The organism is Spirillospora sp. NPDC052269 (genome assembly GCF_040679435.1).
GTDB lineage: Bacteria > Actinomycetota > Actinomycetes > Streptosporangiales > Streptosporangiaceae > Spirillospora.
In genome coordinates this window covers 213,571-238,541 of the sequence record NZ_JBFAUU010000005.1, presented here as the reverse complement: position 1 = coordinate 238,541, position 24,971 = coordinate 213,571, and the positions used below count along the sequence as shown (strand labels likewise).

General features: G+C 72.4%; 25 protein-coding genes and 1 tRNA gene. 16 read left to right on the top strand and 10 right to left on the bottom strand.

Going from position 1 to position 24,971, the window contains the following annotated elements; genetic code table 11:
- Positions 1 to 221 precede the first annotated feature (221 nt).
- From AB0L06_RS12585 to AB0L06_RS12560, 6 genes are all read left to right on the top strand, one after another.
- Entirely contained in the window at positions 222 to 542 is a 321-nt protein-coding gene (locus tag AB0L06_RS12585) for a cupin domain-containing protein (protein ID WP_500231079.1), read from the top strand.
- Positions 539 to 1,930: a class I tRNA ligase family protein gene (locus AB0L06_RS12580; RefSeq protein WP_500231078.1), complete on the top strand. Its 1,392-nt coding sequence runs from the start codon at positions 539 to 541 to the stop codon at positions 1,928 to 1,930. Before AB0L06_RS12585 ends, AB0L06_RS12580 begins: the two co-directional genes overlap by 4 nt.
- The gene (locus tag AB0L06_RS12575) at positions 1,927 to 2,955 is read left to right on the top strand and encodes an NAD(P)/FAD-dependent oxidoreductase (RefSeq protein WP_500231077.1); all 1,029 of its coding nucleotides are present in this window, start codon (positions 1,927 to 1,929) and stop codon (positions 2,953 to 2,955) included. Before AB0L06_RS12580 ends, AB0L06_RS12575 begins: the two co-directional genes overlap by 4 nt.
- On the top strand, positions 2,952 to 4,244 hold the full coding sequence (locus tag AB0L06_RS12570) for a lysine N(6)-hydroxylase/L-ornithine N(5)-oxygenase family protein (RefSeq protein WP_500231076.1): 1,293 nt from the start codon (positions 2,952 to 2,954) through the stop codon (positions 4,242 to 4,244). Before AB0L06_RS12575 ends, AB0L06_RS12570 begins: the two co-directional genes overlap by 4 nt.
- 5 nt (positions 4,245 to 4,249) lie before the next feature.
- Complete coding sequence (locus AB0L06_RS12565; protein ID WP_500231075.1) at positions 4,250 to 4,594, top strand: avidin-fold protein; 345 nt, start codon at positions 4,250 to 4,252, stop codon at positions 4,592 to 4,594.
- Between the two features lie 219 nt (positions 4,595 to 4,813).
- The gene (locus AB0L06_RS12560; protein WP_500231074.1) at positions 4,814 to 5,296 is read left to right on the top strand and encodes a hypothetical protein; all 483 of its coding nucleotides are present in this window, start codon (positions 4,814 to 4,816) and stop codon (positions 5,294 to 5,296) included.
- A gap of 4 nt (positions 5,297 to 5,300) precedes the next feature.
- Here the strand turns inward: AB0L06_RS12560 and AB0L06_RS12555 are convergent, their stop codons facing one another.
- Both AB0L06_RS12555 and AB0L06_RS12550 read right to left on the bottom strand, forming a co-directional pair.
- On the bottom strand, positions 5,301 to 6,053 hold the full coding sequence (locus AB0L06_RS12555) for an isocitrate lyase/PEP mutase family protein (protein ID WP_500231073.1): 753 nt from the start codon (positions 6,051 to 6,053) through the stop codon (positions 5,301 to 5,303).
- Between the two features lie 94 nt (positions 6,054 to 6,147).
- Positions 6,148 to 6,852, bottom strand: coding sequence for a peptidylprolyl isomerase (locus tag AB0L06_RS12550; RefSeq protein WP_500231072.1), 705 nt, complete (start codon positions 6,850 to 6,852; stop codon positions 6,148 to 6,150).
- A gap of 87 nt (positions 6,853 to 6,939) precedes the next feature.
- On the opposite strand from AB0L06_RS12550, the gene AB0L06_RS12545 reads away from it, so the two are divergent.
- Entirely contained in the window at positions 6,940 to 7,155 is a 216-nt protein-coding gene (locus tag AB0L06_RS12545; protein ID WP_500231071.1) for a DUF2277 domain-containing protein, read from the top strand.
- A gap of 62 nt (positions 7,156 to 7,217) precedes the next feature.
- On the opposite strand, the gene AB0L06_RS12540 is transcribed toward AB0L06_RS12545, so the two are convergent.
- Positions 7,218 to 8,246 carry an aspartate-semialdehyde dehydrogenase gene (locus AB0L06_RS12540; RefSeq protein ID WP_500231070.1) on the bottom strand — a complete coding sequence of 343 codons (1,029 nt, stop codon included), beginning with the start codon at positions 8,244 to 8,246 and terminating at the stop codon, positions 7,218 to 7,220.
- 156 nt (positions 8,247 to 8,402) lie between these two features.
- Positions 8,403 to 9,557: an acyl-CoA dehydrogenase family protein gene (locus AB0L06_RS12535; RefSeq protein ID WP_500231069.1), complete on the bottom strand. Its 1,155-nt coding sequence runs from the start codon at positions 9,555 to 9,557 to the stop codon at positions 8,403 to 8,405.
- 132 nt (positions 9,558 to 9,689) lie between these two features.
- On the opposite strand from AB0L06_RS12535, the gene AB0L06_RS12530 reads away from it, so the two are divergent.
- Complete coding sequence (locus AB0L06_RS12530) at positions 9,690 to 10,016, top strand: PspC domain-containing protein (RefSeq protein WP_500231068.1); 327 nt, start codon at positions 9,690 to 9,692, stop codon at positions 10,014 to 10,016.
- A gap of 31 nt (positions 10,017 to 10,047) precedes the next feature.
- Here AB0L06_RS12530 and AB0L06_RS12525 read toward each other — a convergent pair whose 3' ends face one another.
- Both AB0L06_RS12525 and AB0L06_RS12520 read right to left on the bottom strand, forming a co-directional pair.
- Positions 10,048 to 11,826, bottom strand: coding sequence for an MFS transporter (locus AB0L06_RS12525; protein WP_500231067.1), 1,779 nt, complete (start codon positions 11,824 to 11,826; stop codon positions 10,048 to 10,050).
- A gap of 140 nt (positions 11,827 to 11,966) precedes the next feature.
- A complete protein-coding gene (locus AB0L06_RS12520; RefSeq protein WP_500231316.1) occupies positions 11,967 to 12,308 on the bottom strand; it encodes a metallopeptidase family protein in 342 nt (113 codons plus the stop codon).
- A gap of 32 nt (positions 12,309 to 12,340) precedes the next feature.
- On the opposite strand from AB0L06_RS12520, the gene AB0L06_RS12515 reads away from it, so the two are divergent.
- Together AB0L06_RS12515 and AB0L06_RS12510 are read left to right on the top strand one after the other, a co-directional pair.
- Entirely contained in the window at positions 12,341 to 13,975 is a 1,635-nt protein-coding gene (locus AB0L06_RS12515; RefSeq protein WP_500231066.1) for a metallophosphoesterase family protein, read from the top strand.
- A 65-nt stretch (positions 13,976 to 14,040) separates the two neighbouring features.
- Positions 14,041 to 14,113 (top strand) — tRNA-Glu (locus tag AB0L06_RS12510).
- Between the two features lie 106 nt (positions 14,114 to 14,219).
- On the opposite strand, the gene AB0L06_RS12505 is transcribed toward AB0L06_RS12510, so the two are convergent.
- Genes AB0L06_RS12505 through AB0L06_RS12495 form a run of 3 tightly spaced genes read right to left on the bottom strand, consistent with a single transcriptional unit; the run spans position 14,220 to position 16,736 of the window.
- Positions 14,220 to 15,035 (bottom strand): ABC transporter permease, encoded by an 816-nt coding sequence (locus AB0L06_RS12505; protein ID WP_500231065.1) that lies wholly within the window; start codon positions 15,033 to 15,035, stop codon positions 14,220 to 14,222.
- Positions 15,025 to 15,825, bottom strand: coding sequence for an ABC transporter permease (locus AB0L06_RS12500; RefSeq protein ID WP_500231064.1), 801 nt, complete (start codon positions 15,823 to 15,825; stop codon positions 15,025 to 15,027). The genes AB0L06_RS12505 and AB0L06_RS12500 overlap by 11 nt, the downstream gene beginning before the upstream one ends.
- The gene (locus AB0L06_RS12495; RefSeq protein ID WP_500231063.1) at positions 15,822 to 16,736 is read right to left on the bottom strand and encodes an ABC transporter ATP-binding protein; all 915 of its coding nucleotides are present in this window, start codon (positions 16,734 to 16,736) and stop codon (positions 15,822 to 15,824) included. The genes AB0L06_RS12500 and AB0L06_RS12495 overlap by 4 nt, the downstream gene beginning before the upstream one ends.
- 199 nt (positions 16,737 to 16,935) lie before the next feature.
- Here AB0L06_RS12495 and AB0L06_RS12490 point away from each other — a divergent pair, with 199 nt between their 5' ends.
- The 6 genes from AB0L06_RS12490 (at position 16,936) to AB0L06_RS12465 (ending at position 21,989) form a co-directional block, all read left to right on the top strand.
- On the top strand, positions 16,936 to 18,156 hold the full coding sequence (locus tag AB0L06_RS12490; protein WP_500231062.1) for a sensor histidine kinase: 1,221 nt from the start codon (positions 16,936 to 16,938) through the stop codon (positions 18,154 to 18,156).
- Positions 18,153 to 18,809: a response regulator gene (locus tag AB0L06_RS12485; protein WP_500231061.1), complete on the top strand. Its 657-nt coding sequence runs from the start codon at positions 18,153 to 18,155 to the stop codon at positions 18,807 to 18,809. The genes AB0L06_RS12490 and AB0L06_RS12485 overlap by 4 nt, the downstream gene beginning before the upstream one ends.
- 121 nt (positions 18,810 to 18,930) lie before the next feature.
- Entirely contained in the window at positions 18,931 to 19,446 is a 516-nt protein-coding gene (locus AB0L06_RS12480; protein WP_500231060.1) for a hypothetical protein, read from the top strand.
- A gap of 156 nt (positions 19,447 to 19,602) precedes the next feature.
- The gene (locus AB0L06_RS12475) at positions 19,603 to 20,361 is read left to right on the top strand and encodes a L,D-transpeptidase family protein (RefSeq protein ID WP_500231059.1); all 759 of its coding nucleotides are present in this window, start codon (positions 19,603 to 19,605) and stop codon (positions 20,359 to 20,361) included.
- Positions 20,362 to 20,651: 290 nt separating this feature from the next.
- Positions 20,652 to 21,131: a BlaI/MecI/CopY family transcriptional regulator gene (locus tag AB0L06_RS12470; RefSeq protein WP_500231058.1), complete on the top strand. Its 480-nt coding sequence runs from the start codon at positions 20,652 to 20,654 to the stop codon at positions 21,129 to 21,131.
- An 18-nt stretch (positions 21,132 to 21,149) separates the two neighbouring features.
- Positions 21,150 to 21,989: an arylamine N-acetyltransferase family protein gene (locus tag AB0L06_RS12465; RefSeq protein ID WP_500231057.1), complete on the top strand. Its 840-nt coding sequence runs from the start codon at positions 21,150 to 21,152 to the stop codon at positions 21,987 to 21,989.
- Here AB0L06_RS12465 and AB0L06_RS12460 read toward each other — a convergent pair.
- Positions 21,986 to 24,760 (bottom strand): FAD-binding and (Fe-S)-binding domain-containing protein, encoded by a 2,775-nt coding sequence (locus AB0L06_RS12460; RefSeq protein WP_500231056.1) that lies wholly within the window; start codon positions 24,758 to 24,760, stop codon positions 21,986 to 21,988. The two genes, AB0L06_RS12465 and AB0L06_RS12460, sit on opposite strands and share 4 nt — an antisense overlap.
- Between the last annotated feature and the right edge of the window lie 211 nt (positions 24,761 to 24,971).

Here is a 24,971-nt window from a genome sequence, read left to right as displayed (position 1 = left end):
CTTTCCCGTCGCGGTTCGCAATGCCGGGATCACGGAAAGCGAATGGCGGCAGTTCAGCTCGGGCGGGAATCTCCGAACGCCTGCCGCACCGGGGCCCTGTCAACTTCCTGCCACCGGGAAAGCGGCTTATCCGGGCCACAATCCCTTCCGTGGCGACCGCCTCGATTCGGAGACGTTCGACGGGAGATCGCATGGAGAAGTTGCAATATTCCTCTGCCCGCTTGACCGAGGAATACGGAATCCGTATCGGCCGGTGGACGCAGTACGCGGCCGATCGCGAGCTGCCGTTCGACGCCATGTGGTGCGTGATCCCGCCCGGCGGGTCCAGCGACCGCGACCGGCACCCGGAGGTGGAGCTCTCCGTGGTGGCGTCCGGGCACGCCGACTACGAGGCGCCGGAGTCCGGGGAGCGGACGGAGGCGGCGCAGGGCGCGGCGGTCCTGCTGCGCAGCCGGGAGCCGCACGTGATCCACAACCGCTCGGACAGCGAGCCGCTGGTGCTGCTGAGCATCTACTGGATGCCCGAGGAGGCCGCCGAATGACCCGCCCGACGGCCCGCCGAAGGAAGATCGTCGTCACGACCCCGCCGCCCACGCCGAACGGCCCCCTGCACGTCGGGCACCTGAGCGGCCCGTACGTCGCGGGCGACATCGCGGCGCGGGCGCTGCGCGCGTCCGGCGCGGACGTGCTGACCATGTCCGGACTGGACGCCAACCAGAACTACGTCCTGGCCAAGGCCGAGGCGCTGGGCCGTCCGGTGGACGAGACCATGCGCGACTACTCGGACCGGATCCGGACGGCGTTCGCGAAGGCCCGGATCGAGTACGACGTCCTCCTCGACCCCGCCCAGGACGCCGACTACCGCGAGGCCGTGGGGCGGCTCGCCGGGGAGCTGTTCGAGGACGCCCAGAACGCCGAGGAGACCGTCCTCCACCGGTGCCCGAGCTGCGGCCGGACGGCGCACCACGCCTACGTCGCCGGTCTCTGCGGAACGTGCGGGGCGGGCGCGGCGGGCGGCGCGTGCGAGGCGTGCATGGGTTACAACACCGCCGGGACGCTCCGCGACGCCCGTTCCACCTGCTGCGACGCCGTCCCGGAGGAGTTCACCGCGCGCGTCCCCGTGCTGCGCCTGGAGGAGTACCGCGACCAGCTCACCCGCACGTGGGCCGGGGCCGAGACGCACCCACGCGTGGTCGACCTCGTCCGGCGGCTGCTCGCGGACGGCCTGCCCGCCGTCCCCGCCGCCTACCCGTCCAACTGGGGCATCGAGCTGGACGCGCATCCCTACAGCCCGCACCCCGACAGCACGCATCCCGACAGCCCGCCCCCGGACGACCCGCACCCGGACGACCCGTACCCCGACGGCCTGCGCCTCGACGTGTGGGTCGAGATGGCGTTCGGCTACCTCTACAAGATCGCGCGGGCCCTGGACCCGTCCGTGCGGACCCTCGCCGACTGCGTCGCCGCCTGGAACGGCGTGGACGAGCTGTGGCACTTCCTCGGCGTCGACAACGCCTTCTACTACGGCGTGCTGATCCCGGCGGTGTTCGCGGCGGCGGGCGTGAAGCCGGGCGTCCTGCGCGGGCTCGTGGTCAACGAGTTCTACCGGCTGGACGGCCTGAAGTTCTCGACCAGCCGGAACCACGCCGTCTGGGCGCTGGACATCCTCGCCGAGCAGGACCCGGGCGACGTCCGGCTGTTCCTCGCGCAGGACCGTCCCGACCGGTACGAGAGCGACTTCACGCTCGACGCGTTCAAGACGGGCGCGCCGTCCGCCGAGGCCGACCTCGAACGCGCCCGCCGCGCGCTGAGGCCGTCCGGGTTCGACCCGGCGCTCGCCGCGCGCCTGCTCCTCCCGATGCGGGACGACCCGAGGGCGCGCGGCCTCCTCGCCCTGATCACCGGGACACCGTCCGGGGACGGCTCATGAGGATCTGCGTGGTCGGCGCGGGACTCGCCGGCGCGCTGCTCGCCTGGCGGATCCGGCTCGAGGACCGGACCGCCGAGGTCGAACTCGCGGGCCCGCGCGAGCACGCCGACGCGACCGCCGCGTCCGGCGGGATCGTCCGCGGCTTCGAGGCCGACGCCGCGCTGCGGGCCGAGGCCACCGCGTCGCTCGCCGAGCTGTACGGCAGCCGCCTGCTGCGCGGCTGGGCCGACTACCGGGAGACCGGCTCGGTGTACATCCAGGCCGGGCCGCCGCCGCTGCCGTCCGACCTGGCCGCGATCTGCGCCGCGCTGCCCGGATCGGCCGTCCTCGCCGACGCGCCCGGCTTCCCGGACCGTCCGCCCGCCGTCGTCGAACGCCGCGCCGGGCACATCTCGCCGGGAGCGCTGCGCCGCGAGATCGTCACCGACCTGCTGCGGATCGGCGGACGCCGCACGACCGCGCCCGTCACGGGCCTCACCGAGGAGCCGGACGGCGCGCTCACCCTGCGGCACGGCGCGTCCGAGACCACGTTCGACCAGGTCGTCCTCGCCGCCGGGCCGTGGACGCCGGGCCTGCTCACCCGGCTCGGCCTGCCGCGCGACGGCCTGCGCACCAAACGCGTCCAGTACCGGGTGCACCCCGCCGGGAACCCGCCCGGACGGGTGTTCGTGGACGAGACGACCAGCCTCTACGGACGTCCCCACCGCGACGGCGTGCTGCTCGGCGTGCCCAGCGACCGCTACGACGTGGACCCCGACGACCGGCGTCCCGAACCGGCGCTCGCGCACGCCGCGTCCGCGCTGGCCCGCGCCACCTTCTCGGACCTGCGGCTCGGACGGGCCGTCCGGACCGTCGTCGCCGCCGACTGCTACCACCCCGACCCCGGCCTGCGGCTCCGGCCGGTCTCCGGCGCGTCCGCGCGGCTGTCGACCTTCACCGGCGGCAGCGGCGGCGCGGCGAAGACGGCGCTGGCCGCCTCCCGAACCGCCGCCGAGGAGCTGCTGCGGCTCCGCACCCCCGCATGACCCTCTTGGAGGCCCTGCCCATGTCCGAGTTCGACATCCCCCACCACCACACCGTCGGCATCGGCGCGGGCCCGGCGAACCTGAGCCTGGCCGCGCTGTTCGAGGCCGTCGCCCCGCACCGGCTCGTCCTGCTGGAGCGGCGTCCGGTCCCGACCTGGCACCCGCGGCTGCTGCTGTCGGGCGTCCGGATGCAGACCTCCTGGCTCAAGGACCTGGTCTCGCTCGTCGACCCCACCCACCGGCTGTCGTTCGTCAACTACCTCGTCTCGTCCGGACGGATCTACGCGCTCATCAACGCCCAGTTCAACGTCATCCCGCGGCGCGAGTACCAGCGCTACCTGGCGTGGGCGAGCGAGCAGATCGACGGGATCCGGTACGGCGTCCCCGTCGAGGAGATCGGCTTCGAGGAGGGGGTCGGCTTCTCCTACGTGAGCGACGGGCGGACGGTCGCCCGCTCCGACCACCTCGTCCTCGGACTGGGCAGCCTCCCCCACGTCCCGCCCGAGCTGTCCGGAATCGTCGGGGACGACGCGTTCGTCCCCGAGGAGCTGACCGCGCGGCTGCCCGCCATGGACCGCGACGCCCCCGTCTCGGTCGTCGGCGGCGGCCAGACCGGCGCCGAGTGCGTGCTCGAACTGCTCGGCCACGGCTTCACCGACGTCACCTGGCTCGGCCGGCGGCCCTGGTTCCAGCCGATGGACGACTCGCCGCCCGCCAACGACTTCTACCGTCCCGCCTACGTCGAGTTCCTCCAGCAGGTCACGCGGGAAACCCGGCGGCGGCTCATCGAGGGCCAGACGCTCACCGGCGACGCGATCACGCCCGGCGCGCTCCAGTCCATCTACCAGGCCAACTACGACGGCATGCTGCGGCTCGACCGGTACCCGCTGACCATGCGGCCCGGCCGGGACGTCACGTCCGCCGAACGCGACGGCGACGGGTTCGTCCTGTCGGCGACGTCCCCGACCGGGCACGAGAAGGTGTCCGCCCGGTACGTCGTCCTCGCCACCGGCCGCGCCAACACCCCGCCGCCGCTCGCGCCGTCCCTGACCGAGCTCATCGACCACGACGACGCCGGCGAGATGATCGTCGACTCGGACTACTCGCTGCGCTGGAAGGGCGCCGACCGCAACAAGATCTTCGTGCAGAACCGGGCCCGGTACACGCACGGCGTCGCGGACGCGAACCTGACGCTGCTCCCGGTCCGGGCCGCGACCATCATCAACTCGCTGTTCGAGCGGGAGGTCTACACCGTCCGCGACGCGGCGCCCAGCGTGGTCTGGGGCTGAGGGCCGTGCCGATCGACTACGACGGCCGGGTGTTCCGCTCGTCCGCGACCGAGACGGCGTCCGCCGGGGACGTCCCGGTCGGCCGCTACCACCAGGACGGCGACACCGTCTGGGCCGACTTCGACGGCGGCCGCGTCGTCCGCGGCTACCTGGTCGGCCGCCGCACCGGCGACGACAGCCTGGACCTCGCGTACTGCCAGGTCCTCGCGGACGCGACGGTCGTCAGCGGCCGGGTCCGCTCCGTCCCCGAACTCCTCCCGGACGGCCGCGTCCGCCTCCGCGAGGAATGGGAACGCTACGGCCCCCACGCCTCCCGAGGCGTCTCGGTGATCGAGGAGGTCTCCGCCTAGACACAGGATGAGCGCCCCCAGCCCTCAGGGGGCGCTCATCGTGAGGCGATCGTCAGGCCATCCACAGGCCACGTCCGTTCGACGCCCGCGCGCGGTTCCCGGTTCGGCCCGGTGTGGCCGGACGGGTACACCGCGTTGACCGGAGGGTGGACGGACGCGCCTTCGTGGCGGAGAGTAATGTGAACGGGGTCACACGGCGTCGAGCGGGGGCGAGACGTGATGAGGAGCACCGTCGTCGCGGCGGCCGCGGGCCTGGCATGCTCGGTCGCGCCGCTCAGCGCGTGCGCCCACGGGGCGGCCGCCCCGTCCATCAAACCGATCGGGGTCGTGACCGTCGACTCGCATCGCGGCTGCAAACCCGGGTCCCGGGTCGGCGTCTGGCAGGGCCGGCCCGAGATCGAGGGGGCGGGCCGCAACGCGACCCTCTGGGCCCTGGCCGACCAGACCCCCTTCAAGGCGGGCCGGGTCATCCGCCTCACCCTGCGCGTGACGGGACACGGCAGCCTGCGGCTCCGCACGCGCGGCCCGGGAGAGTCCGACCTCCCGCCGGTCTCCGGACCGTCCCCGGGCGGCGTCCCCTACGACCGTCCGGGCGACGAGTGGACACTGCTGTACCGCTTCCCGAGCGCGGGCTGCTGGCACCTCAAGTTCCACCGCGACGCCTCGGTCACGGGCCTCTGGCTCACCGTCCGCCGACCGTGAGCCGTCAGGGGCGCAGGGCGGTGGCGTAGTCCTTGAGGGCGGCCATGGCGTGGCGGTGCGGCTGCGGCCCCCAGGAGATGCGCGCGACGCCCAGTTCGGCGAGGCGCGAGACCTCCAGGCCGGGCAGGCACAGGATGTTGACCGGGCCCGGGAGCTCCTTGGCGAGGGTCGCGATCGCCGTCTCGTCCTGGACGAGGATCGGGTAGATCGCGTCGGCCCCGGCCGCAAGGTAGCGGCGGCCGCGGTCGAGCGCGGCGTCGATGACGTCCGGGGTCGCCCCCGACGCGCCGAGGAACACGTCCACCCGGGCGTTGATCACCAGGTCGGTGCCGTTCGCGCGGGCCGCCTCGCGGACCGCCGCCAGGTACTCGGCCTGGGCGGACGCGTCGACCAGGCCGCCCGCGGCGGGGTCGGTGTCCTCCAGGTTGCAGCCGACCGCGCCGATCCCGGCCAGCCGCGCGACCAGGTCGGCCGCCGGGAGGCCGTACCCGGCCTCGGCGTCCACGGTGACGGGCAGATCCCCCGCGACCCGGACGACCCGGGCGGCCGCCGCGAACATCTCCTCCATCGGAGCGCCCTGGTGGTCCTCGTAGCCGAGCATCGCGGACACCGCGGCGCTGGCGGTCGCGAGCGCCGGGTACCCGGCGTCCGCGACGACCCGCGCGCTGGCGGCGTCCCACACGTTGGGCAGGATCAGCGGGTCGCCCGGCCGGTGCAGCTCGCGCAGCCGTGCGGCCCTGTCGTTGTGAGCGGTCATCTCGGCTCCTCGTGATCGAGTCTCGCGTCCACAGTAGAGACGCCGAAGCGGGCCGGGACGTGACACATCCCGGCCCGCCTCACGAAGACGTCGATCAGCCGTGCGCGGTCACCCGGATGATCTTCACCGGGTGCTTCGGCAGGCCGTCCTGCGGGCCGGATCCCGGGATGATGCCGCCCGCGGCGATCTCGTCCAGGACGTTCATGCCCCGGGTGACCTTCCCGAGGACCGTGTACGCGGCCGGGATGTTCGCGTGCGTGTGGACGATGAAGAACTGGCTGCCGTTGGTGTCCGGCCCCCAGTTGCCCATCGCGACCGTGCCGCGCGGGTAGGTCTCCTTGCCGGTCAGCTCGTCGTCGAACTTGTAGCCCGGCCCGCCCTCCTCGGCGCGGTAGATGTCGCCGCACTGCAGGACGCCGAGGCGCTCGGAGTTCGTCAGCCGCCAGCACTGCGTGTGGTCGTAGAACTTCTGCCTCGTCAGGCTCGCGAAGTTCTCGACCGCGCAGGGGGCGTTCTGACGGTCCATGCGGATCCGGACCTCGCCGTGGTTGGTGACGATCCGGACGTCCACGGTGCCGTGCGCGCGGGTCTTCGCCTTCGGCGGGTGGACGGGCTTGGCCGCCGGGTTGTCGGGCGTCGGGGTGAAGACGCAGTGGGCCGTGCGCGCACTCGACGCGGACACCGACGCGGACGCCGGGGCCGCGGCGTTCGCGGCCGCGGACGGGACGACCGCGGCCGCTCCGGCGAGGGCGGCGACGGCGGTGGCGGTCAGGACGGGGGACATCCGGCGCGTTCTCATGCCGACAATCTAAAGATCATCTTGCCTGGCGGGCTTCGGCAAAACCCCACGAAAGCGAATGTCAGAGGCGGGAGGCACCATGGAGGTATGTGCCGCAGCATCAAGACGCTCCGCCCGCCGTACGCCGAGGACGTCACCGAGGACGACGTGCGCGCGGCCGCGCTCCAGTTCGTCCGGAAGATCTCGGGCTTCCGCGCACCCGCCGCGCACAACGCCGAGGCGTTCGACCGCGCCGTCGATGAGATCACCCGCGCCAGCGCCGCCCTGCTCGACACCCTGGAGGTCCGCGGCGCCAAGACCTGACCTGACCGGCCCGCCGCGGAGGGCGGACCGGCCTGTGCGCTCGTGCTTCTGCCCCGGCGGGCCTAGCGAGCGAGCTCGGCGGCGACCAGCTCGGCGATCTGGACGGCGTTGAGCGCCGCGCCCTTGCGCAGGTTGTCGCCCGCGGCGAACAGCGCGAGGCCGTTCTCGACGGTCTCGTCGCGGCGGATGCGGCCGACATAGGTCGCGTCCCGCCCGGCGGCCTCCAGCGGGGTCGGGACGTCGCTGAGCACGACGCCCGGCGCGCCCGCGAGCAGCTCCGCGGCCCGCTCCGGGCTGACCGGACGGTCGAACCGCGCGTTGATCTGCAGCGAGTGCCCGGTGAACACCGGCACCCGGACGCAGGTCCCGGAGACCTTCAGCCCCGGAATCCCGAGGATCTTGCGGCTCTCGTTGCGGAGCTTCTGCTCCTCGTCGGTCTCGGCCAGGCCGTCGTCCACGATCGAGCCCGCCATCGGCAGCACGTTGAACGCGATCGGCCGGACGTACACGTTCGGCTCGGGGAAGGCCACGGCCGAGCCGTCGTGGGTGAGCGCGTCCGCGCCCGGGGCGACCTTCAGCGCCTGCTGGTGCAGCTCGTCCACGCCGGCCAGGCCGCTGCCGGACACCGCCTGGTAGGTGGCCACGACCAGCGCGGACAGCCCGGCCTCCTCGTGCAGCGGGCGCAGCACGGGCATCGCGGCCATGGTGGTGCAGTTCGGGTTCGCGATGATCCCCTTGGGCCGCACGCGGGCGGCCTCGGGGTTCACCTCGGAGACGACGAGCGGGACGTCCGGGTCCATCCGCCAGCCGGACGAGTTGTCGATCACGACCGCCCCGGCCTCGGCGACCTTCGGCGCGAGCGCGACCGAGGTGGTCTTGCCGGCCGAGAAGAGCGCGATGTCCAGGCCGCTGAAGTCGGCGGACGCGGCGTCCTCAACGGTGATCTCCCCGTCGCCCCACGGGATCGTGCGTCCGGCCGACCGCGCCGAGGCGAACAGCCGGAGCTCGTCCACCGGGAAGTCCCGCTCGGCGAGGATCTTGCGCATGACCCCGCCGACCTGTCCGGTGGCGCCGACGATCCCGATTCTCATGCCGCTCCCTATCCCTACGCTCATGCCGTGACCTGGGGTGATTCAGTCTGCCGAGCCCGCGTCCGGGTCGTCCAGCAAGTTACCCTTCAGGACGACTTTAAGCATCGCTACACAGTGATCGCGCTCACGCGGGAGATCGGCAGGCCCTCGCGGGCGTCAGCGGAAGGCGTCCAGCCCGGTGATCGCCTTCCCGAGGGTCAGCAGATGCACCTCCTGCGTCCCCTCGTAGGTGAGAACGGACTCGAGGTTGTTCATATGCCTGATCACCGGGTATTCGAGTGTGATCCCGTTCGCGCCGAGGATCGTCCGGGCCTCGCGGGCGACGTCGATCGCGGCGCGGACGTTCGCGAGCTTGCCGAACGAGACCTGCTGCGGGGTGACCGTCCCGGCGTCCTTGGCGCGGCCGATGTGCAGGGCGACCAGCCCGGCCTGCCCCAGCGCGACCTCCATCCAGGCCAGTTTCTCCTGCGTGAGCTGGAACGCCCCGATGGGCTTGCCGAACTGCTCGCGCGTGCGCGCGTAGCCGACGGCCGCCTCGTAGCAGGCGCGTCCCGCGCCGACGGCGCCCCACAGGATCCCGTAGCGCGCCTCGGACAGGCAGCTCAGCGGCCCCTTCAGCCCGGTCACGCCCGGCAGGACGGCGTCGCCCGGCAGCCGCACCCCGTCCAGGATCAGCTCGGACGTCACCGACGCGCGCAGCGAGAGCTTCCGGTGGATGTCGGACGCGCCGAACCCCGGCGTCCCCGCCGGGACGAGGAACCCGCGGATCCCCTCGCCCTCGACCTTGGCCCAGACGACCGCGACGTCCGCGACCGAGCCGTTGGTGATCCACATCTTCGCGCCGGAAAGGACCCAGTCCGGGCCGTCCCGGCGCGCCCGGGTCCGCATGTCGCCGGGGTCGGAGCCGCGGTCGGGCTCGGTGAGGCCGAAGCAGCCGATCGCCTCGCCCGCCGCCATCCGGGGCAGCCACGCGGTCCTCTGCTCCTCCGAGCCGAACTTGTGGATCGCCGCCATCGCCAGCGAGCCCTGCACGGACACGAAGCTGCGCAGCCCCGAGTCCGCCGCCTCCAGCTCCCGGCACGCCACCCCGTACGCGACGGCGCTCGCCCCGGTGCACCCGTAGCCGTCCAGATGCATCCCGAGCAGGCCGAGTTTCCCCAGCTCAGGGGCAAGATCGCGAGCGGGGAACACGCCGTCCTCGAACCACTCCGCCAGATGCGGGGTGATCTTCTCGGCGACGAACGCGCGGACGGTGTCCCGCACCATCCGCTCCTCGCCGGAAAGGCCGTCGTCCACGCGAAGCACGTCCATCCGGGCATCCCATCCCTCGGGGGCAGAACGACGCGGCCAGGGTACGACGGCCCCTTTATCGGGGACGTTCTCAGGGTCACTTCAGGGCGAATCCCGATGTCGCTCGCATATCAGGAGAGGGAGACTCTGGGTATGGACATGCAGAACAGCACCAAGCAGCTCCGCCGGACCCGCGACGGCAAGATGATCGCCGGGGTGTGCTCCGGCGTCGGCCGCTACCTGGGCATCGACCCCAACCTGGTCCGGCTGGGCCTGGGCGTCTTCACCCTGTTCGGCGGCGCGGGCATCGCGCTCTACGTCATCGCCTGGCTGGTCATGCCGGAGGACGGCGCCGAGTCGTCGGTCGCCGAGGACCTGTTCCAGAAGGCCAAGGAGAACCCCACCGTCCAGGACGCGACGCAGAAGGCCAAGGACAAGGCCAGGGAGACCTTCGCCAACTCCGACAAGCCCGGTAAGTGACCGCGCGGTCCGCGCGGCCGGCGCGACCGCGTCAGGACGGCGAAGCGGACGGCCGGACGCCCCCGGCTCGTCCCGGCCGAGTCCCACCGGCCCGGGTCTCGCCCGCCCGGGTCTCCCCGGGCCGCGCCTCCGCGGGCACCTCCGCGCCCGCGGACGCCTCGGGAGCCGCGGGCGCCTCAGCGCCGCCGGGCGCCTCCACCCCCGCCCCGGCGGCGGCCTCCTCGGCGATGGCCTCCTCGGCCTGCCGCTGAACGGGCCCCTCACACTCGTCGCACGCCTCACCTCCGGCGTGCCCGTCACACGCCACGGGCGCCCCGGCGCACGCGGCCGCCTCGGGCACCGCCCACGCCCCGCTCCCCGCGAGCTCCTCGGGCACCGCGTGCCCGTCCCGCCCGGCGAGCCCGCCCAGCGGCTCGTGCGACACCCCGGATACTCCGGACACCTCAGACAGTTCGGGCACCTCGGACGGCTCGGACGGCTCGGACGGCTCGTGGACGGCGAGGATCTCCTGCTGGGCCTCGGAGGGTTCCCGCGGTTCGCGGATGCCGAGACGCTCCCGGGCCGTCGAGATCAGCGAGCCGCGCAGCTGGTTCCAGGTGAGGGTGAGCATCGCGGCGACCGACAGGCCGAGGACGCCCGCGAACGCGACGACGGTCTCCGGACCGAGGTACTGCGCGGCCGCGCCGCCCGCCAGGATGCCGATCCCCTGGCCGGCGAGGATGCCCGACTGGGCGAGCCCGAACGCCTGCGCCCGGCCGTCCGCCGGGACGGCCGCGACGAACGCGGCGTTCGCGGCGAGCTGGTAGGCGCTGCCCACCCCGGACAGCGCGTAGATCGCCACCACGCCCCACAGCGGCGGGTGCGCGCCCGCGACGATCAGCGGCGCGCAGGCGAGCATCGCCATCCAGCCCATCGACCGCAGCCGGTTCGTCGGCCGGACGAACCGGCTGAAGACGAACGCGCCGAACACCATTCCGGTCGGCATCGCCGACATCAGCAGCCCGACCGTCAGCGGGTTCCGGTCGAAGGTGGCGGCGTAGGGCGCGGCGATCCCCTCCGGCAGGACGTAGAACGCGCACAGCCACGCGAACGAGACCAGCGCCCGCAGGACCGGGTCGCCGAACACCAGGCGCGCGCCGTCCCGGGTGCCGCGCCACAGGCTCCGCGACGCCCGCTCGTGCTCGCGCGGCGCGGGTCTGCGGCGCATCCCCACCACCAGGATCAGCGCGGACGCCGCGAACGTGAGGGCGTCCAGCCCGAGCGCCTGGTAGGTGCCGACCATGGCCACGATCGCGCCGCCCGCGACGAACCCGAGCATCTGGGTGGCCTGGTGGGTGATGTTGTTGATGGCCGACCCGGCGACGTACCTGTCCCCCTCCAGGACGTCCGGGAGCAGGGCCGCGCGCGCGGCGGTGAAGGGCGCGCCGAGCAGGACGCTGAGGAAGACCAGCGCGCACAGCACCCAGAACGGGAGCGCCCGCAACGCCATCAGCGCGAGCAGGACCGTCCGCGCCACGTCGCACATGACCATCACCGTGCGGCGCGGGAACAGGTCGGCCAGCCCGGACAGCACCGGCCCGCCGACGATCGGCGGCAGGTAGGTCAGCGCGTAGGTGAGGGCGGTGTAGAGCGCCGATCCGGTGCGCTGGAAGACCAGCACGGCCAGCGCCACCTGCGCGAGCTGGTCGCCGATGAACGACAGCGCCTGCGCCAGCCACAGCGCTCGGAACTCGCCCACCGCGAACACCTCGCGATAGGTGGCCTGCGCCTCCGCCGGCCGCCGGTGCCGTCCGCTCTGCCGTCCAGCCACGCGCTCTCCACTCCGCTCTCCCTCCTCCCATTAACTCACGCTGCGTGGCAGTTATGTGACCTACCGTGCCCAATTCATGGAACACATTGCCGGACGGACGCCTTGACCCGCCCGTGATCTGCGCTTATCCGCTCACGCGGTCAGTAGCCGAGCTCGTGCAGCCGGGCGTCGCCGATGCCGAAATGATGGGCGATCTCGTGCACCACGGTGATCCGGACCTCCTCGACGACCTGTTCGGCGGTCGAACAGACCCGGAGGATCTGGTCACGGTAGATCGCGATGTGATCGGGCAGGACACCGGCGTACCAGTCGCCGCGCTCGGTGAGAGGCACCCCGTGGTAGAGGCCGAGCAGCCCTGGCGCGGGCGCGACGTCCTCGACGACGATGACGACGTTGCGCATGTGCGCGGTCAGCTCGGCCGGGATGGAGTCGAGGGCCTCGGCGACCAGGTCCTCGAACGCCTCTCGCGACATCTCGATCACATCGCCCATTCTGCTCCACGAAGGGAGACGCCTTGCCGCGCAGTACCCCAAAGCCCGGAAGTCTGGCCTCCCGCGTAAGCCTGACGTCCGTCCGCACGGGCCTGAGGGCCGCCCGCGCCCACGCGGCGGACGGGCTGAGGCCGGTGACGTCCCGCCTGCGGACGCCCCGCACCCGCCGCGCCGGAGGCGTCCTGGCAGTGATCATCGTCGGCCTGGCGGGAGGGCTCGCCGGCCTGCTCCTCGGCGGACGCGTCGCCACCCCGATCGGCCCCACGGACGTCTCACTCACCCTCCAGGCGTCCTTGCACGGCGGGACGACCATCGCGATCCCGCCGCTCGGCGACCTCCACCTCGACACCCACTGGGGCCCGGTCGCGCTGCGCGCCCAGGTGACCCAGCTGCGCCTGGCCGACGCCCGCGCGTTCATCGAGAGCCCCGGCGTGTCCGACCAGCAGATGACCGACCGGATCGCCGGGCAGCTCTGGCACGGCGTCTGGATCATGCTGCTCAAGGCCGTCCTCGCCGCCCTGGCGGGTGCGTTCCTCTCCGGCCTCCTGGTCTTCCGTTCGTGGCGGCGGGCCCTGGCGGGTTCCGGCGCGGCGCTCACCGGGATGCTCGCCGTCTCCCTGGCCGCCTGGCTGTCCTTCAGCCCGTCGTCCCTGGCCGAACCCCGCTACACCGGCCTGCTCGCGAACGCGCCCCGCGTCGTCGGCGACGCCCGCAACTTGGTCGAGCGCTTCACGTCCTACCGGGCGCAGCTCGCCCGTCTGGTCGGCAACATGTCCCGGCTGTACGCGGCGACGTCCACCCTCCCGACCTACGAGCCCGACCCGTCCACGCTGCGGATCGTGCACGTCTCCGACATCCACCTGAACCCGGCCGCCTGGGACGTGATCCGCTCGGTCGCCGACCAGTTCCAGGCCGACCTGATCATCGACAGCGGCGACCTCATGGACCACGGCACCCGCGCCGAGGACAAGTTCGCCGGCGACATCTCGACCTTCCGCGTCCCCTACGTCTACGTCCGCGGCAACCACGACTCACGCGGCACCCAGAAGGCCGTCGCCCGGCAGAAGAACGGCGTCGTCCTGGACGACACCACCCGCCAGATCGAGAACCTGCGGATCTACGGCGTCGGCGACCCCCGCTACACCCCGGACAAATCCACCCGAGGCGACAACGTCGGCGACGCCCAGATGCGCGCTGAGGGCCTCCGCAAGGCCGAGAGGCTCAGGGCGTCCGGGGCCCACCCGGACATCGTGATCGTCCACGACCCCGCCGAGGGCGCCGCGTTCTCCGGCCTTACCCCGCTCATCCTGTCCGGCCACACGCACAAGCGGGAGACCAGCCTGCTGCCCACCGGCACCCGCCTGTTCGTCCAGGGCTCCACCGGCGGCGCGGGCCTGCGCGGCCTCGAACACGAGGAGCCCACCCCGATCGAGCTCTCCGTCCTCTACTTCAGCCGCGCCACCCACCGCCTCCAGGGCTGGGACGACCTGCGCCTCGGCGGGCTCGGCCTGACGTCCGCCCAGATCGAGCGCCACCTCGAGCCCAAGCCCGACCACCCGGTCACCCCGCCCGCCCCGTCCCCGGCCCCCACCCCGTCGTCCCCGTTCCCGTCCCTGCCCGCGTCCCAGTGGCCTACGACACCTCCGTCCCGTCCATAACCGTTTGTGCTTCCCACGACGTTGTCCCCTATGCTGGGCACAACGGTGGGCCCAGCCCGCCTTAGGCCCCCTTCGTCTAGCGGCCTAGGACGCCGCCCTTTCAAGGCGGTAGCGCCGGTTCGAATCCGGTAGGGGGTACTTCCAAAGAGGGAACGGGCGTTCGGGCCCTTCTTCGCCTTCTTGCTTCGCCGGACCAGGTTCTGGTCCGGCGTTGTCATTTTGTGGTGGTTTGCCGGGCGCGTTCCTAGGCGTCTCGGGACATGCGGTGGGCGCCGATAGACAGGAAGACGAGCAGGTAGGTGGCCAGTTCTGTGAGGGCCATGGTGGTCGTGGGGGCTCGCAGGGCACTGGTGCCCGATTGCGGGTGGACTCTGGAGAGGGCCTGGTAGGCGCTGACGAGGAGCCAGCGGTCGGGTGCGTAGGTCCATTTCTCGACGGCGTGCGTGGCGCCGTAGGTGAGCCAGACGACGGCGAACATGACCGAGATCGCGCCGGCGGTGTGCCGGATGAGGGCGCCCAGGCCGTAGCCGATCAGGCCGACCACGGCGAGGTAGAGGCCGGTGCAGGCCACGGACCGCAGGACGCCGGGGTCGGTCAGGTGGACGTCGAGGTGCTTCGACGAGAGCATCCACTGGCCGCCGAGGAAGGTGACGAAGGCGAGGGCCAGGCCGGCGGTGAGCATGACGCCGCCCGCCACCACGGCCTTGGCCGCGAAGACCTTTCCGCGCCTCGGAACGGCGGAGAACGCGGTCCGGATCGTCCCCGTCTCGTACTCCACGCTGACGGCGAGGACCCCGAGCACACCGAAGGCGAGCTCGCCGATCGGCATTCCGGCGAAGGTCTCCGCCAGCGGGTCGAAGGACGCCTTGTCGTCCGCGGACATGGTGTTCCAGGACTCGGTGATCGACAAGGTGTCGAACAGGCCGAAGGCGAGCACGAACAGCAGCGCGCAGAGCAGGGTCAGCCAGGTGGAGCGGACCGAGCGCAGCTTGATCCACTCGGCGGTGAGCATTCCCCGCGTGACGAGGAGGCCCGAGGTCAGGACGGGTTCAGGCGTCACGGGAGACCCTCCAGGCGCCGAGCGCCAAGAACACGAGCAGGTAGAGCGCGAGGCCGGAGTAGGCGAGTTCGAGGGACGGGATCCGCAGCGCAGGTCTCCCTGTGGCCGGGTGCGCCCGGGTGATGGCGTCCGCGATGTTGAACAGGAGCATCCGGGACGGCAGGTAGGAAAGGTGGTCGAGGATCCTTCCGACCGGGTAGGCGAGCCAGAGGAGCGCCACCAGGACCGCGATCGCGGCGGCGCCGTGCCGCAGGATCGCGCCGAGCCCGACCCCGATCATCGTCACCACGAACAGGTACAGACCGGCGGAGAGGACGGCCCGCAGAACGCCGGGATCTCCCAGATGGACCTCGAGGTGCTCGGGCGACAGCATCGCCTGCCCCAGAAGGAACGAGCCGAAGGCGAGCAGCATCCCGAGGACCAGCGAGACCGTCCCGGCCACCAGCGCCTTGGCGGCGTAGACACGCCCCCGCCGGGGTACCGCCGAGAACGTCGTGCGGATCATGCCCGTCCGGTATTCGGAGCTGACCGCGAGCACCCCGAGGACGCCGAACGCCAGCTCGCCGAAGATCAGCCCGATGAACGAGTCCCCCAGCGGATCGAGCCGCGCCTTGTCCTGGGCGGTCATCGTGGCCGCGTCGCTCGCGTCCGACGAGGTGGCCAGGACGCCGAGGACGACGGCGACGAGCGTCGCGAACAGTACCGTCACGGTGGTGGAGCGGACCGAACGCAGCTTGATCCACTCCGAGCGCAGCACCCCGCGCCCGGGCAGGAGGGACGGCGCGGTCATCGGCTGCCGCCCTTCGCGCGGTACTGCACGGACGCGTCGGTGAGCTTCATGTACGCCTCCTCCAGTGAGGCCTGCCGCCTGGCCAGTTCGTAGACCTCGACGCCGTGGGCGGCGGCCACCTCGCTGATGGCCTCGGTGGTCAGGCCGGTGACCGCGAGCCCGCCGTCCGGTTCGGCGGCGACCCGGGCGCCCTTGGCGGTGAGCAGATCGGCGAGACGCCGGGTCCGCGGCGTCCGGACGAGGACGTCGTTCAGCGAGCTCGACCGGATGAAGTCGGCCATTCCGGTGTCGGCGATCAGGGCCCCTCGTCCGATCACGATCAGGTGGTCGGCGGTGAGGGCCGTCTCGCTCATCAGGTGGCTGGACACGAAGACCGTGCGGCCCTCGGACGCCAGCGACCTCATGAGGGTGCGGATCCAGACGATGCCCTCGGGGTCGAGCCCGTTGACCGGCTCGTCGAACATCAGGATCGGCGGGTCGCCGAGCAGGGCCACGGCGATCCCGAGCCGCTGCCGCATCCCCAGCGAGAAGCCGCGGACGCGCTTGCGGGCCACGCCGGACAGGCCGGTCCGCTCCAGGACCTCACCGACGCGAGAACGCGGCAGGTCGTTGGCGGCCGCCAGCCATTCCAGGTGGTTCCCGGCGCTCCGTCCGCCGTGCACCGCACCCGCGTCCAGCAGGGACCCCACGACGCGCAGCGGCTTGTCGATCGTCCGGTAGGCGACGCCGTTGACCAGGGCCCGTCCGGACGTGGGGGTGTCCAGTCCGAGGATCGCCCGCATCGTCGTGGACTTGCCCGCGCCGTTGGGCCCCAGGAAGCCGGTGACCTGGCCGGGGCGAACCACGAAGGACAGGCGGTCGACGGCCGTGACAGAGCCGTGGCGTTTGGTGAGCTCGTGGACTTCGATCATCAGGTCTCCTTGACCAGGGGTGTCCTTCATTCCGCGTTCCACGGTGGCGGTCCGGGCGGTGGCGGTTCGTCCCCCGGCGGGCCCTTTCTCGGCTCTGCACGGGGGCATACGAGCGGCGCGATCATCGGTGCGCGTACGCCTGCGGGGATACGTCCACAGGGCGATGCGGTATCCCGGAACGCGCACCTACGGTCGGGGCATGCATTCCGAGCTCCGCCCGCCGCTGTTCGGGTGGGTGCGCGCCGGGCACTGGCGGGCGCTGGACCATCTCGCCGCCGCGGCATGCGCCCTGATGATGCCGATGTCGTTGTGGAAGTACATGCGCACGCCGGGCGTCGCCCTACTGGTGCTCTCCGGGACGGCGCTGGTCGTCGCGGCGGTGGCGCTGCGGCGGCGGTACCCGCTGGGGGCGGTGCTCGCGATGACCGCCTCGATCCTGACCGTGCTTCCCGTCCACGGCGGCGGGGGTGCGGGTCCGCCGGTCATGGCGATGCCCTACGTCCTCTACTCGGCGGCGTCCCTCTGCCGCCCCCGCACCGCGGTCGTCGCGCTCGCCGTGGCGCTGGCGCCGGTACTGGCGATCGCGACCTCGCCCAGCCGGGGCATGGTCATGTTCGTCTTCCTCTTCGTCACCGTGTGGACGGTCGGCTTCGCGGTGGGACAGCACCGCGCCTACACCGAGAACCTGCTCCGGCAGCAGGCCGCGCGGCAGGCGGAGCAGATCGTGCGCCAGGCCGAGCGGGCCGAGGCCGAACGGCACAAGGCCCGGCGCCAGGTCACCGAGGAACGGATTCGGATCGCCCGCGAGCTGCACGACGTGGTCGCGCACAGCATGAGCGTGATCACCGTCCAGGCCGGCTTCGGGCATCTCGTGATCGACGATCGGCCGGCCGAGGCCCGCACCGCGCTGGGCATCATCGAGTCCACCGGCCGGGAGACGCTGGGCGAGATGCGCCGGCTACTCGGACTGCTCCGCGAGGACGACCCGGGCGGCCCGGGCGGCCCGGCGGACGTCTCCATCCGCGCCCCCGCCCCAGGGCTGGCGGATCTGGAACGGCTCGTGACGCAGACCGCCCAAGCGGGCGTCCGGGTCGAACTCGCCATCAGCGGACGGCCGCGCGACCTGCCCGCCGGGATCGACCTGTCGGCCTACCGAATCGTCCAGGAGGCCCTGACCAACGTGGTGAGGCACTCCGGAACCACGGCGGCCCGCGCCGTCATCGACTACCGGGCCGGCGAGCTGGCCATCGAGGTGACCGACGACGGCAGCGGCGGCACCGCGCCCCCGGTCCACGGGCACGGCCTGGACGGCATGCGGGAACGGGTCAACCTCTACGGCGGCCGGTTCCACGCGGGCCCCCTGCCCGGCCGGGGCTTCCAGGTGGCCGCCCGGCTCCCCCTGGCCGAGGATCCCGCGTGATCCGCGTGGTGGTCGCCGACGATCAGGCCCTGGTACGGGCGGGGCTGGCGGGCATCGTCGAATCGGCGGCCGACCTGACCGTGGTGGGCGAGGCGGCCAACGGACTCCACGCCGTCGAGCGGGCCCGCCGGGAACGGCCCGACGTCGTGCTCATGGACGTGCGCATGCCCGAAATGGACGGCATCGAGGCGACCCGGCTCATCACGTCGTCCACGGAGGTGCGCGTCCTGATCCTGACCACCTTCAACCTGGACGAATACGTCTTCGGGGCGCTGCGCGGCGGAGCCAGCGGCTTTCTCCTCAAGGACACTCCGCCCCTGGACCTGCTGGCCGCCGTCCGAGTGATCGCGGCCGGTGACGCGCTGCTGGCCCCCGGCATCACCCGGAGACTGATCGAGGAGTTCGCGGCCCGGCCGGAACCCGACCCCTTCCCGGCGACCCCAGCGGCGCTCGACGCCGTCACCGACCGCGAACGCGAGGTCCTCGTCCTGGTGGCCAAGGGCCTGACCAACGCCGAGATCGCCCAGCGGCTGTACATCGGCCCCGGCACGGCCAAGACCCACGTCCGCCGCCTGCTCGCCAAACTCGACGCGCGCGACCGCGTACAGCTCGTCATCATCGCCTACCAGACGGGCCTGATCCCCCTGCGCTGACGCACCGGCACCGTGCCGCGTCCTTCGTCGCATCAGGCTGCGAGAAAAGATGATCAGGATGGGGGTTCGGCGGGATACCATCCCACCACTCACATCACACCCCCGCACAAAAGGTGTCAGCATGCGCAAACTCACCGCAGTCGTCGTCGGCGGCGCGGCGCTGGCGACCGCTCTCGCCACGGCGCTCCCGGCGTCCGCGGACGCCGGTCACCGGGCCGCCTCCGGCTCGTCGTTCCGGACCGGCTCGGACGTCTCGTCCAGCGCCGCGATGGTGCGCACCGGCAAGATCCACTACTACAAGGCCAAGGAGATCCGCGGCGCGAAGGTCTGGGGCCACTGGTACTGGGCCCGCAAGGGGACCGGTCCCGCCTTCGTCTTCATGGTGACCAAGGTCAAGGACACCCGCGGCGACGGCAAGAGCGCCGGGTTCTGCTACGACCTGTGGGGCGGCAAGGGCCACGACGCGATCCACGACATGTGCTTCGTCACCCACGGCGGCAACGGGGCGGTCCGCCGGATCTCCGGCCCGCTCGAAGGCACCGAACACTTCCGCGTCTACGCGGCCGTCGGCCGCCTGGACAGCAAGAAGCACGTCTTCTACACCTCGCTCAACGGTCCCAAGCTCCGCGTCCGCTGAGACCGACCGCACACGCGTGGTTTGACGACGGCCGGACCCTTCGGGTTCGGCCGTCTTCTCGTGGGCATTCACACCCTTCACCCCACTTGTCCCTCAGGCCCGGGAGGACTACTCAAAGAAGGAGATCCTTCCCCCCGAACCCCCGAGGAGAAATGAATGCGCCGACTCCTGCTTGGTCTCGTCCCGCTGGCGATCGCCGGGGCGATCTCGGCGGCACTGCCCGGCACCGCCGAGGCCGCCGTGCACCGGGCACCGGACACGGCGGGCCTCGCCCCGCGGACCGTCGCGGCCGCGCGGGGTGACGTCTCGGCCCAGGCCAAGACGCTGCACTACGGCGACAAGGGCGCGTCGGTGAAGTACCTCCAGACCCGCCTGCGGGCGCTGCACTACGACCCGGGCACGGTCGACGGCCGGTACGGCAAGGACCTGCGGTACGCGGTCTACGCCTTCCAGCGCGTCAACAAGATCACCCCGAGCAGCACCGTGGGCTCGAGGACCTGGAAGGCCCTCGCGCACCCGGCGCAGCCGCCGCGCATCATCAAGGGCGGGGCGGCGAACCGCGTCGAGATCTCCAAGAAGCACCAGCTCGTCGTGCTCTACAAGAACAACAGGGTCCAGCTGATCACCATCACGTCCACGGGCTCCGGCAAGCGGTACTGCTCGCAGGGCAAGTGCGAGTACGCGCGGACGCCGTCCGGGAACTTCCACGTTCTGCGGAAGATCAACGGCTGGCGGCACGCGCCGCTGGGCGGCCTCTACAAGCCGATGTACTTCCACGGCGGTTACGCGCTGCATGGGGAGCCGAGCGTCCCGCTGTACCCGGCGTCGCACGGCTGCGCGCGCATCCCGATGTACCACACGGCCGACCTGCTGTTCCGGCTCGTGCCGGTGGGCACCGCCGTCTACGTGCGCTGACCCGCCAGGAGGCGCGGTGGGCGGGTCGCCCACCGCGCCGGGCCGATCCGGGGGCCCGGGGGTCGGTGACGGGCTCCGGTCGGTGTGGCCCGGCGTGGTGGGCGTCCTTGCGGGAGAGATTGATTACTCTCCGCAGCCTCTTCATTACCCTCGAGCATGATCGCTAACCGTGCGATGGGAATCTCCTGAAACGAACGGGAGAACCGGGAGGGACGAGGCGCCCCAGACCGGACGGCGCGGACTACGATTGCCCCATCATGCAAACGTCGGACGGAGCGGGGACGGATCCGGTGACGCGCAGACGGCTGGGGCAACTGGAGGCTGAGGTGCTCGCGGCGCTCGCCGCCGCGGAGCGGCCGGTCGCGACCGCGGAACTGCGCGACGCGCTGATCGGCGCGCCCGCCTACACCACGGTGAACACGATCCTGTTCCGGCTGCTGGGCAAGGGCCTGGTCAGCCGGATGCGGGAGGGCCGCCACTTCCTCTACAAGCTGGCGGTGGACGAGTCCCGGCTCGTCGCCGACCAGATGCACGACCGGCTCCGGGTCGCCAGCGACCCGCCCGAGGTGCTGGCCCGCTTCGTCGCGACGCTGAGCCGCGAGGAGGAACTGACACTCCGCGCCATCCTCGCGAGCCCGCCCGACCCCGCCTTGAACCTCCCCAACGTGGATCTCACCGGCGTGGATCTCACCGGCGTGGACCTCATCCCGCTGGACCGCCCTGCCGAGAAGGCGCAGGTGGACGGCGGCCTTGACCTGAAGAGCGGTTGAGGTCGTAGCGTTCTCGGCATGAGCGACATTTGGCACGGCGACGACCTGGATCTCGACGCGTTTCTGGACCGCATCGGCTACGACGGCGACCGGGTCCCCACGCTCGCGACGCTCCGCGCGCTACACCGTGGCCACACCACGTCGATCCCGTTCGAGAACCTTGAGCCCGCGCTCCGCCGGCCCGTCCTGCTGGACGTGCCGTCCCTTCAGGACAAGATGGTGCGTTCCGCCCGCGGCGGCTACTGCTTCGAACACGCCGCGCTGTTCGCGGCCGCGTTGGAACGGCTCGGTTTCGACTTCACCGGCGTCGTTGGACGCGTCGTCGTCGGCGCGCCGGAGGGGGCGATCCGTCCCGCGACGCACGCGCTGCTGGTGGTCCGGCCCCAGGACGACGACCGCGAGTGGCTGTGCGACGTCGGGTTCGGCGGCGGACCGCTGGAGCCGCTGCCGCTCGAGGACGGCGTCGAGTCCGACCAGGACGGCTGGCGGTTCCGGCTCGTCCGGCTCGACGACGACGAGTTCGGCGTGCGGAACTGGACGCTCCAGCAGGACGGCCCCGAGGGCTGGACGCGGCGGCACGTGTTCACGCAGGTCCGCGCGTTCCCGATCGACTTCGCCCTGGGCAGCCACTACGTCGCCACCAACTCCCACTCGCCGTTCGTCGAACGCGTGTACGCGCAGCGATTCGCCGCGGACGCCCTCCGGCAGCTGGACAACCTGACCCTGACCACCACCTGGCCCGACGGCACGCGCGAGACCCGCGAGCTGGACCGGTCCGAGTTCCTCAAAGAACTCGCGGACCTCGGGATCGTCCCCGCGGACGAGGACGTCGACGACCTTCTGAAGGTGATCGGCTAGAGCGCGTCCGCCAGGAGTTCGGCCAGGTGGACGGCGCGTCGCCCCGTCCCCTGGATGATCTGGACGCGGCACGAGAACCCGTCCGCCAGGACGAGCGGGGCCTCGCGCGCCTTCGGGTACAGCTCGCGTTCGGCGCAGCCCTGCGACACCTCCCAGTGCCCGCGCGCGAACCCGAAGTCGCCCGCCAGGCCGCAGCACCCCGCCCCGACCACGTCCGTCCGCACCCCGAGCCGTTCAAGAACCCGCAGGTCAGGGTCATATGACCCCTTGGCCTCCTGATGGCAGTGCACCTGCGCGACGGCGTCCCGGTCGACCGTCCCGAACGGCCACGGATCGGCGTCCGCGACAAGCTCGGCGAGCGTGACCACGCACGCGGCGAGGCGGTGCGCGCGCGGATCGTCCGGCAGCAGCTCGGGCGCCTCGTCCCGCAACATGACCGTGCAGGACGGTTCGAGCCCGACGACCGGCAGCCCGGCGTCGAGCGCGGGTTCGAGCACGTCCAGCGTCCGCCGCAGCACACGCTTCGCGATCCCGAGCTGCCCGGTGGAATGCCAGGTCAGGCCGCAGCAGACCGCGCGCGGCGGCAGGACGGCCCGATGCCCGGTCGCAGACAGGACGGTCACGGCGGCGCGTCCGACCTCGGGCGTGTGGAAGGCGGTGAACGTGTCCGGCCACAGCACGACGGGCCGTCCACCGGACCGTCCGGGCAGGCCGTCCCGCAGCGGACGGACGGCGAAGGGCGGCAGGTCACGGCGCGGTTCGATCCCCGCCGCGAGCTTCACCGCCTTCGCGACCCCGGGCCATCGCAACGCCGCGTTCGCCACCCCCGCCGCTCCCGGGACGGCCGTCGCGAGGCGCGACCACAGCGGCAGCCACCCCATCGAGTAGTGCGCCATCGGCCGGACGCGCCGCGCGTAATGGCGGTGCAGGAACTCGGCCTTGTACGTGGCCATGTCGACGTTGACCGGGCAGTCACTCGCACACGCCTTGCACGAGAGGCACAGGTCGAGCGCGTCCCGCGCCTCGGTCGAGCGCCACCCGTCCCGCAGCGAGTCTCCCCGCAGCAGCTCGGCCAGCACCCGGGCCCGCCCCCGCGTCGAGTGGACCTCGTCCCGGGTGACCTTGAACGAGGGGCACATGGACGTCCCGGCGTCCACCGCCCGGCACGCGCCGACGCCCACGCATCGCTGCACGGCCGCCGCGAACGACCCGCCGTCGCGCGCCAGCGCGTGCACCGGAGTGATCGTGAGGCGGTCCGCCCCCGGCCCGGGACGCAGCCGATCGTCCAGCGGCTCCGGATCGGCGACCACACCCGGATTGAACGTGCGGCCCGGATCGAAGAGGTGCTTGAACGCGGCGAACGCCGCCCGCAGCTCCGGCGAGTACATGCGGTCGAGCAGTTCGGACCGGGCGCGGCCGTCGCCGTGCTCCCCCGACACCGAACCGCCGTGCGCGACGACGAGATCGGCCGCGTCCTCGGCGAACGCCCGGTACACCCCCGGACGCGTCGCCAGCGGAAAGTCGAGCCGCACATGCAGGCAGCCCTCGCCGAAATGCCCGAACGGCACGCCTCGCAACCCGTGCGTCCGCATCAATGCGTACAGTTCCCGCAGGTACGACGCCAGCCGGTCGGGCGGGACGGCCGAGTCCTCCCAGCCGGGCCACGCCTCGCCGCCGTCCGGAAGGCGCGTCACGATGCCCGCGCCCGCCTCCCGAATCCACCACAACTCCCGCATACGTCGCGGATCGTCCACGACGACGGAGTGCTCGCTCACCCGGGCGATCGCCCGCGCGGCCTCGCGCGCCGCCTCCCGGCTCTCCCCGCCGACCTCGCAGTACAGCCAGCCGCCGCCGGGAGGGAGGTCGGATCCCGCGTCCCGGCGCCCCGGCCGGGTGCGCAGCGCCGCGAGCAGATCGGACGCCATGCCCTCGACGGTCAGCACCGTCCCGGACGCCGCGATCGCGGGCGCCGCCTCCGCCGCTTCGTACACGTCCGGAAAACCGAGCACCGCCAGCGCCCGCGCCTTCGGCGGCTCCACCAGCCGGACGGTCGCCTCGGTGACGATCCCGCACGTCCCCTCGGCTCCGACCAGCGCCTTCGCCACGTCGAACCCGTTCTCGCGCAGCAGATGATGCAGCCCGTAGCCGGACCCCTGCCGCTCGAACCGTCCGAGTTCGGTGCGCAGCGACCCGAGATGCGCGTCCCGCAGCGCCCGCAGACCTCGTTCGAGCTCAGGGTCGTCGACACCGCCGCGCCGCGCGGTGACATGGCGCCCGTCCGCGAGCAGAAGCCGCAGCTCCAGGACGTTCGCGGCCGTCGTCCCGTAGGCGACGCTGTGCGATCCGCACGCGTTGTTGCCGATCATCCCGCCGAGCGTGCACCGCGAATGCGTGGACGGATCGGGCCCGAACGTCAGCCCGTGCGACGCCGCCGCGGCCCGCAGATCGTCCAGGACGACCCCGGGCTCGACCACGGCCGTCCGCGCCTCGGCGTCGATCGCCCTGATCGCCGTCAGGTGCCGCGAGACGTCGACGACGAGCCCGTCCCCGATCGCGTTCCCCGCCACGGACGTCCCGCCGCCTCGCACGGTCACCGGCACCCCGGCCTCGACCGCCACCCGCCGGATCCGTTCGAGGTCCTCGACCGAGCGCGGCTCCGCCACCGCGACCGGAACACGCCGGTACAGGGACGCGTCCGAGGAGTAGGCCGTCCGCGCCGTCAGGTCGGTGCGGACGATCCCAGAAAGCTCCCCGGCAAGTGACCCGACCATTCCCTCACGGTAACCAGGTCCGCCCGGCGGACCGACGACCGGCACGGGACGACACCGCCACAGGACAGGCCGACGTGCCGCCTCGGGACGTCGCCGCCGCGGCCCCGTCGGCCTCGCGGAGCGCACGCGCTCCGCTCACCCCGCGGCGACCGTCCCTCGCCCGAGCGCCGTGCCCCCACAACCCACACTCGAACACACGGAATTCCGCAGG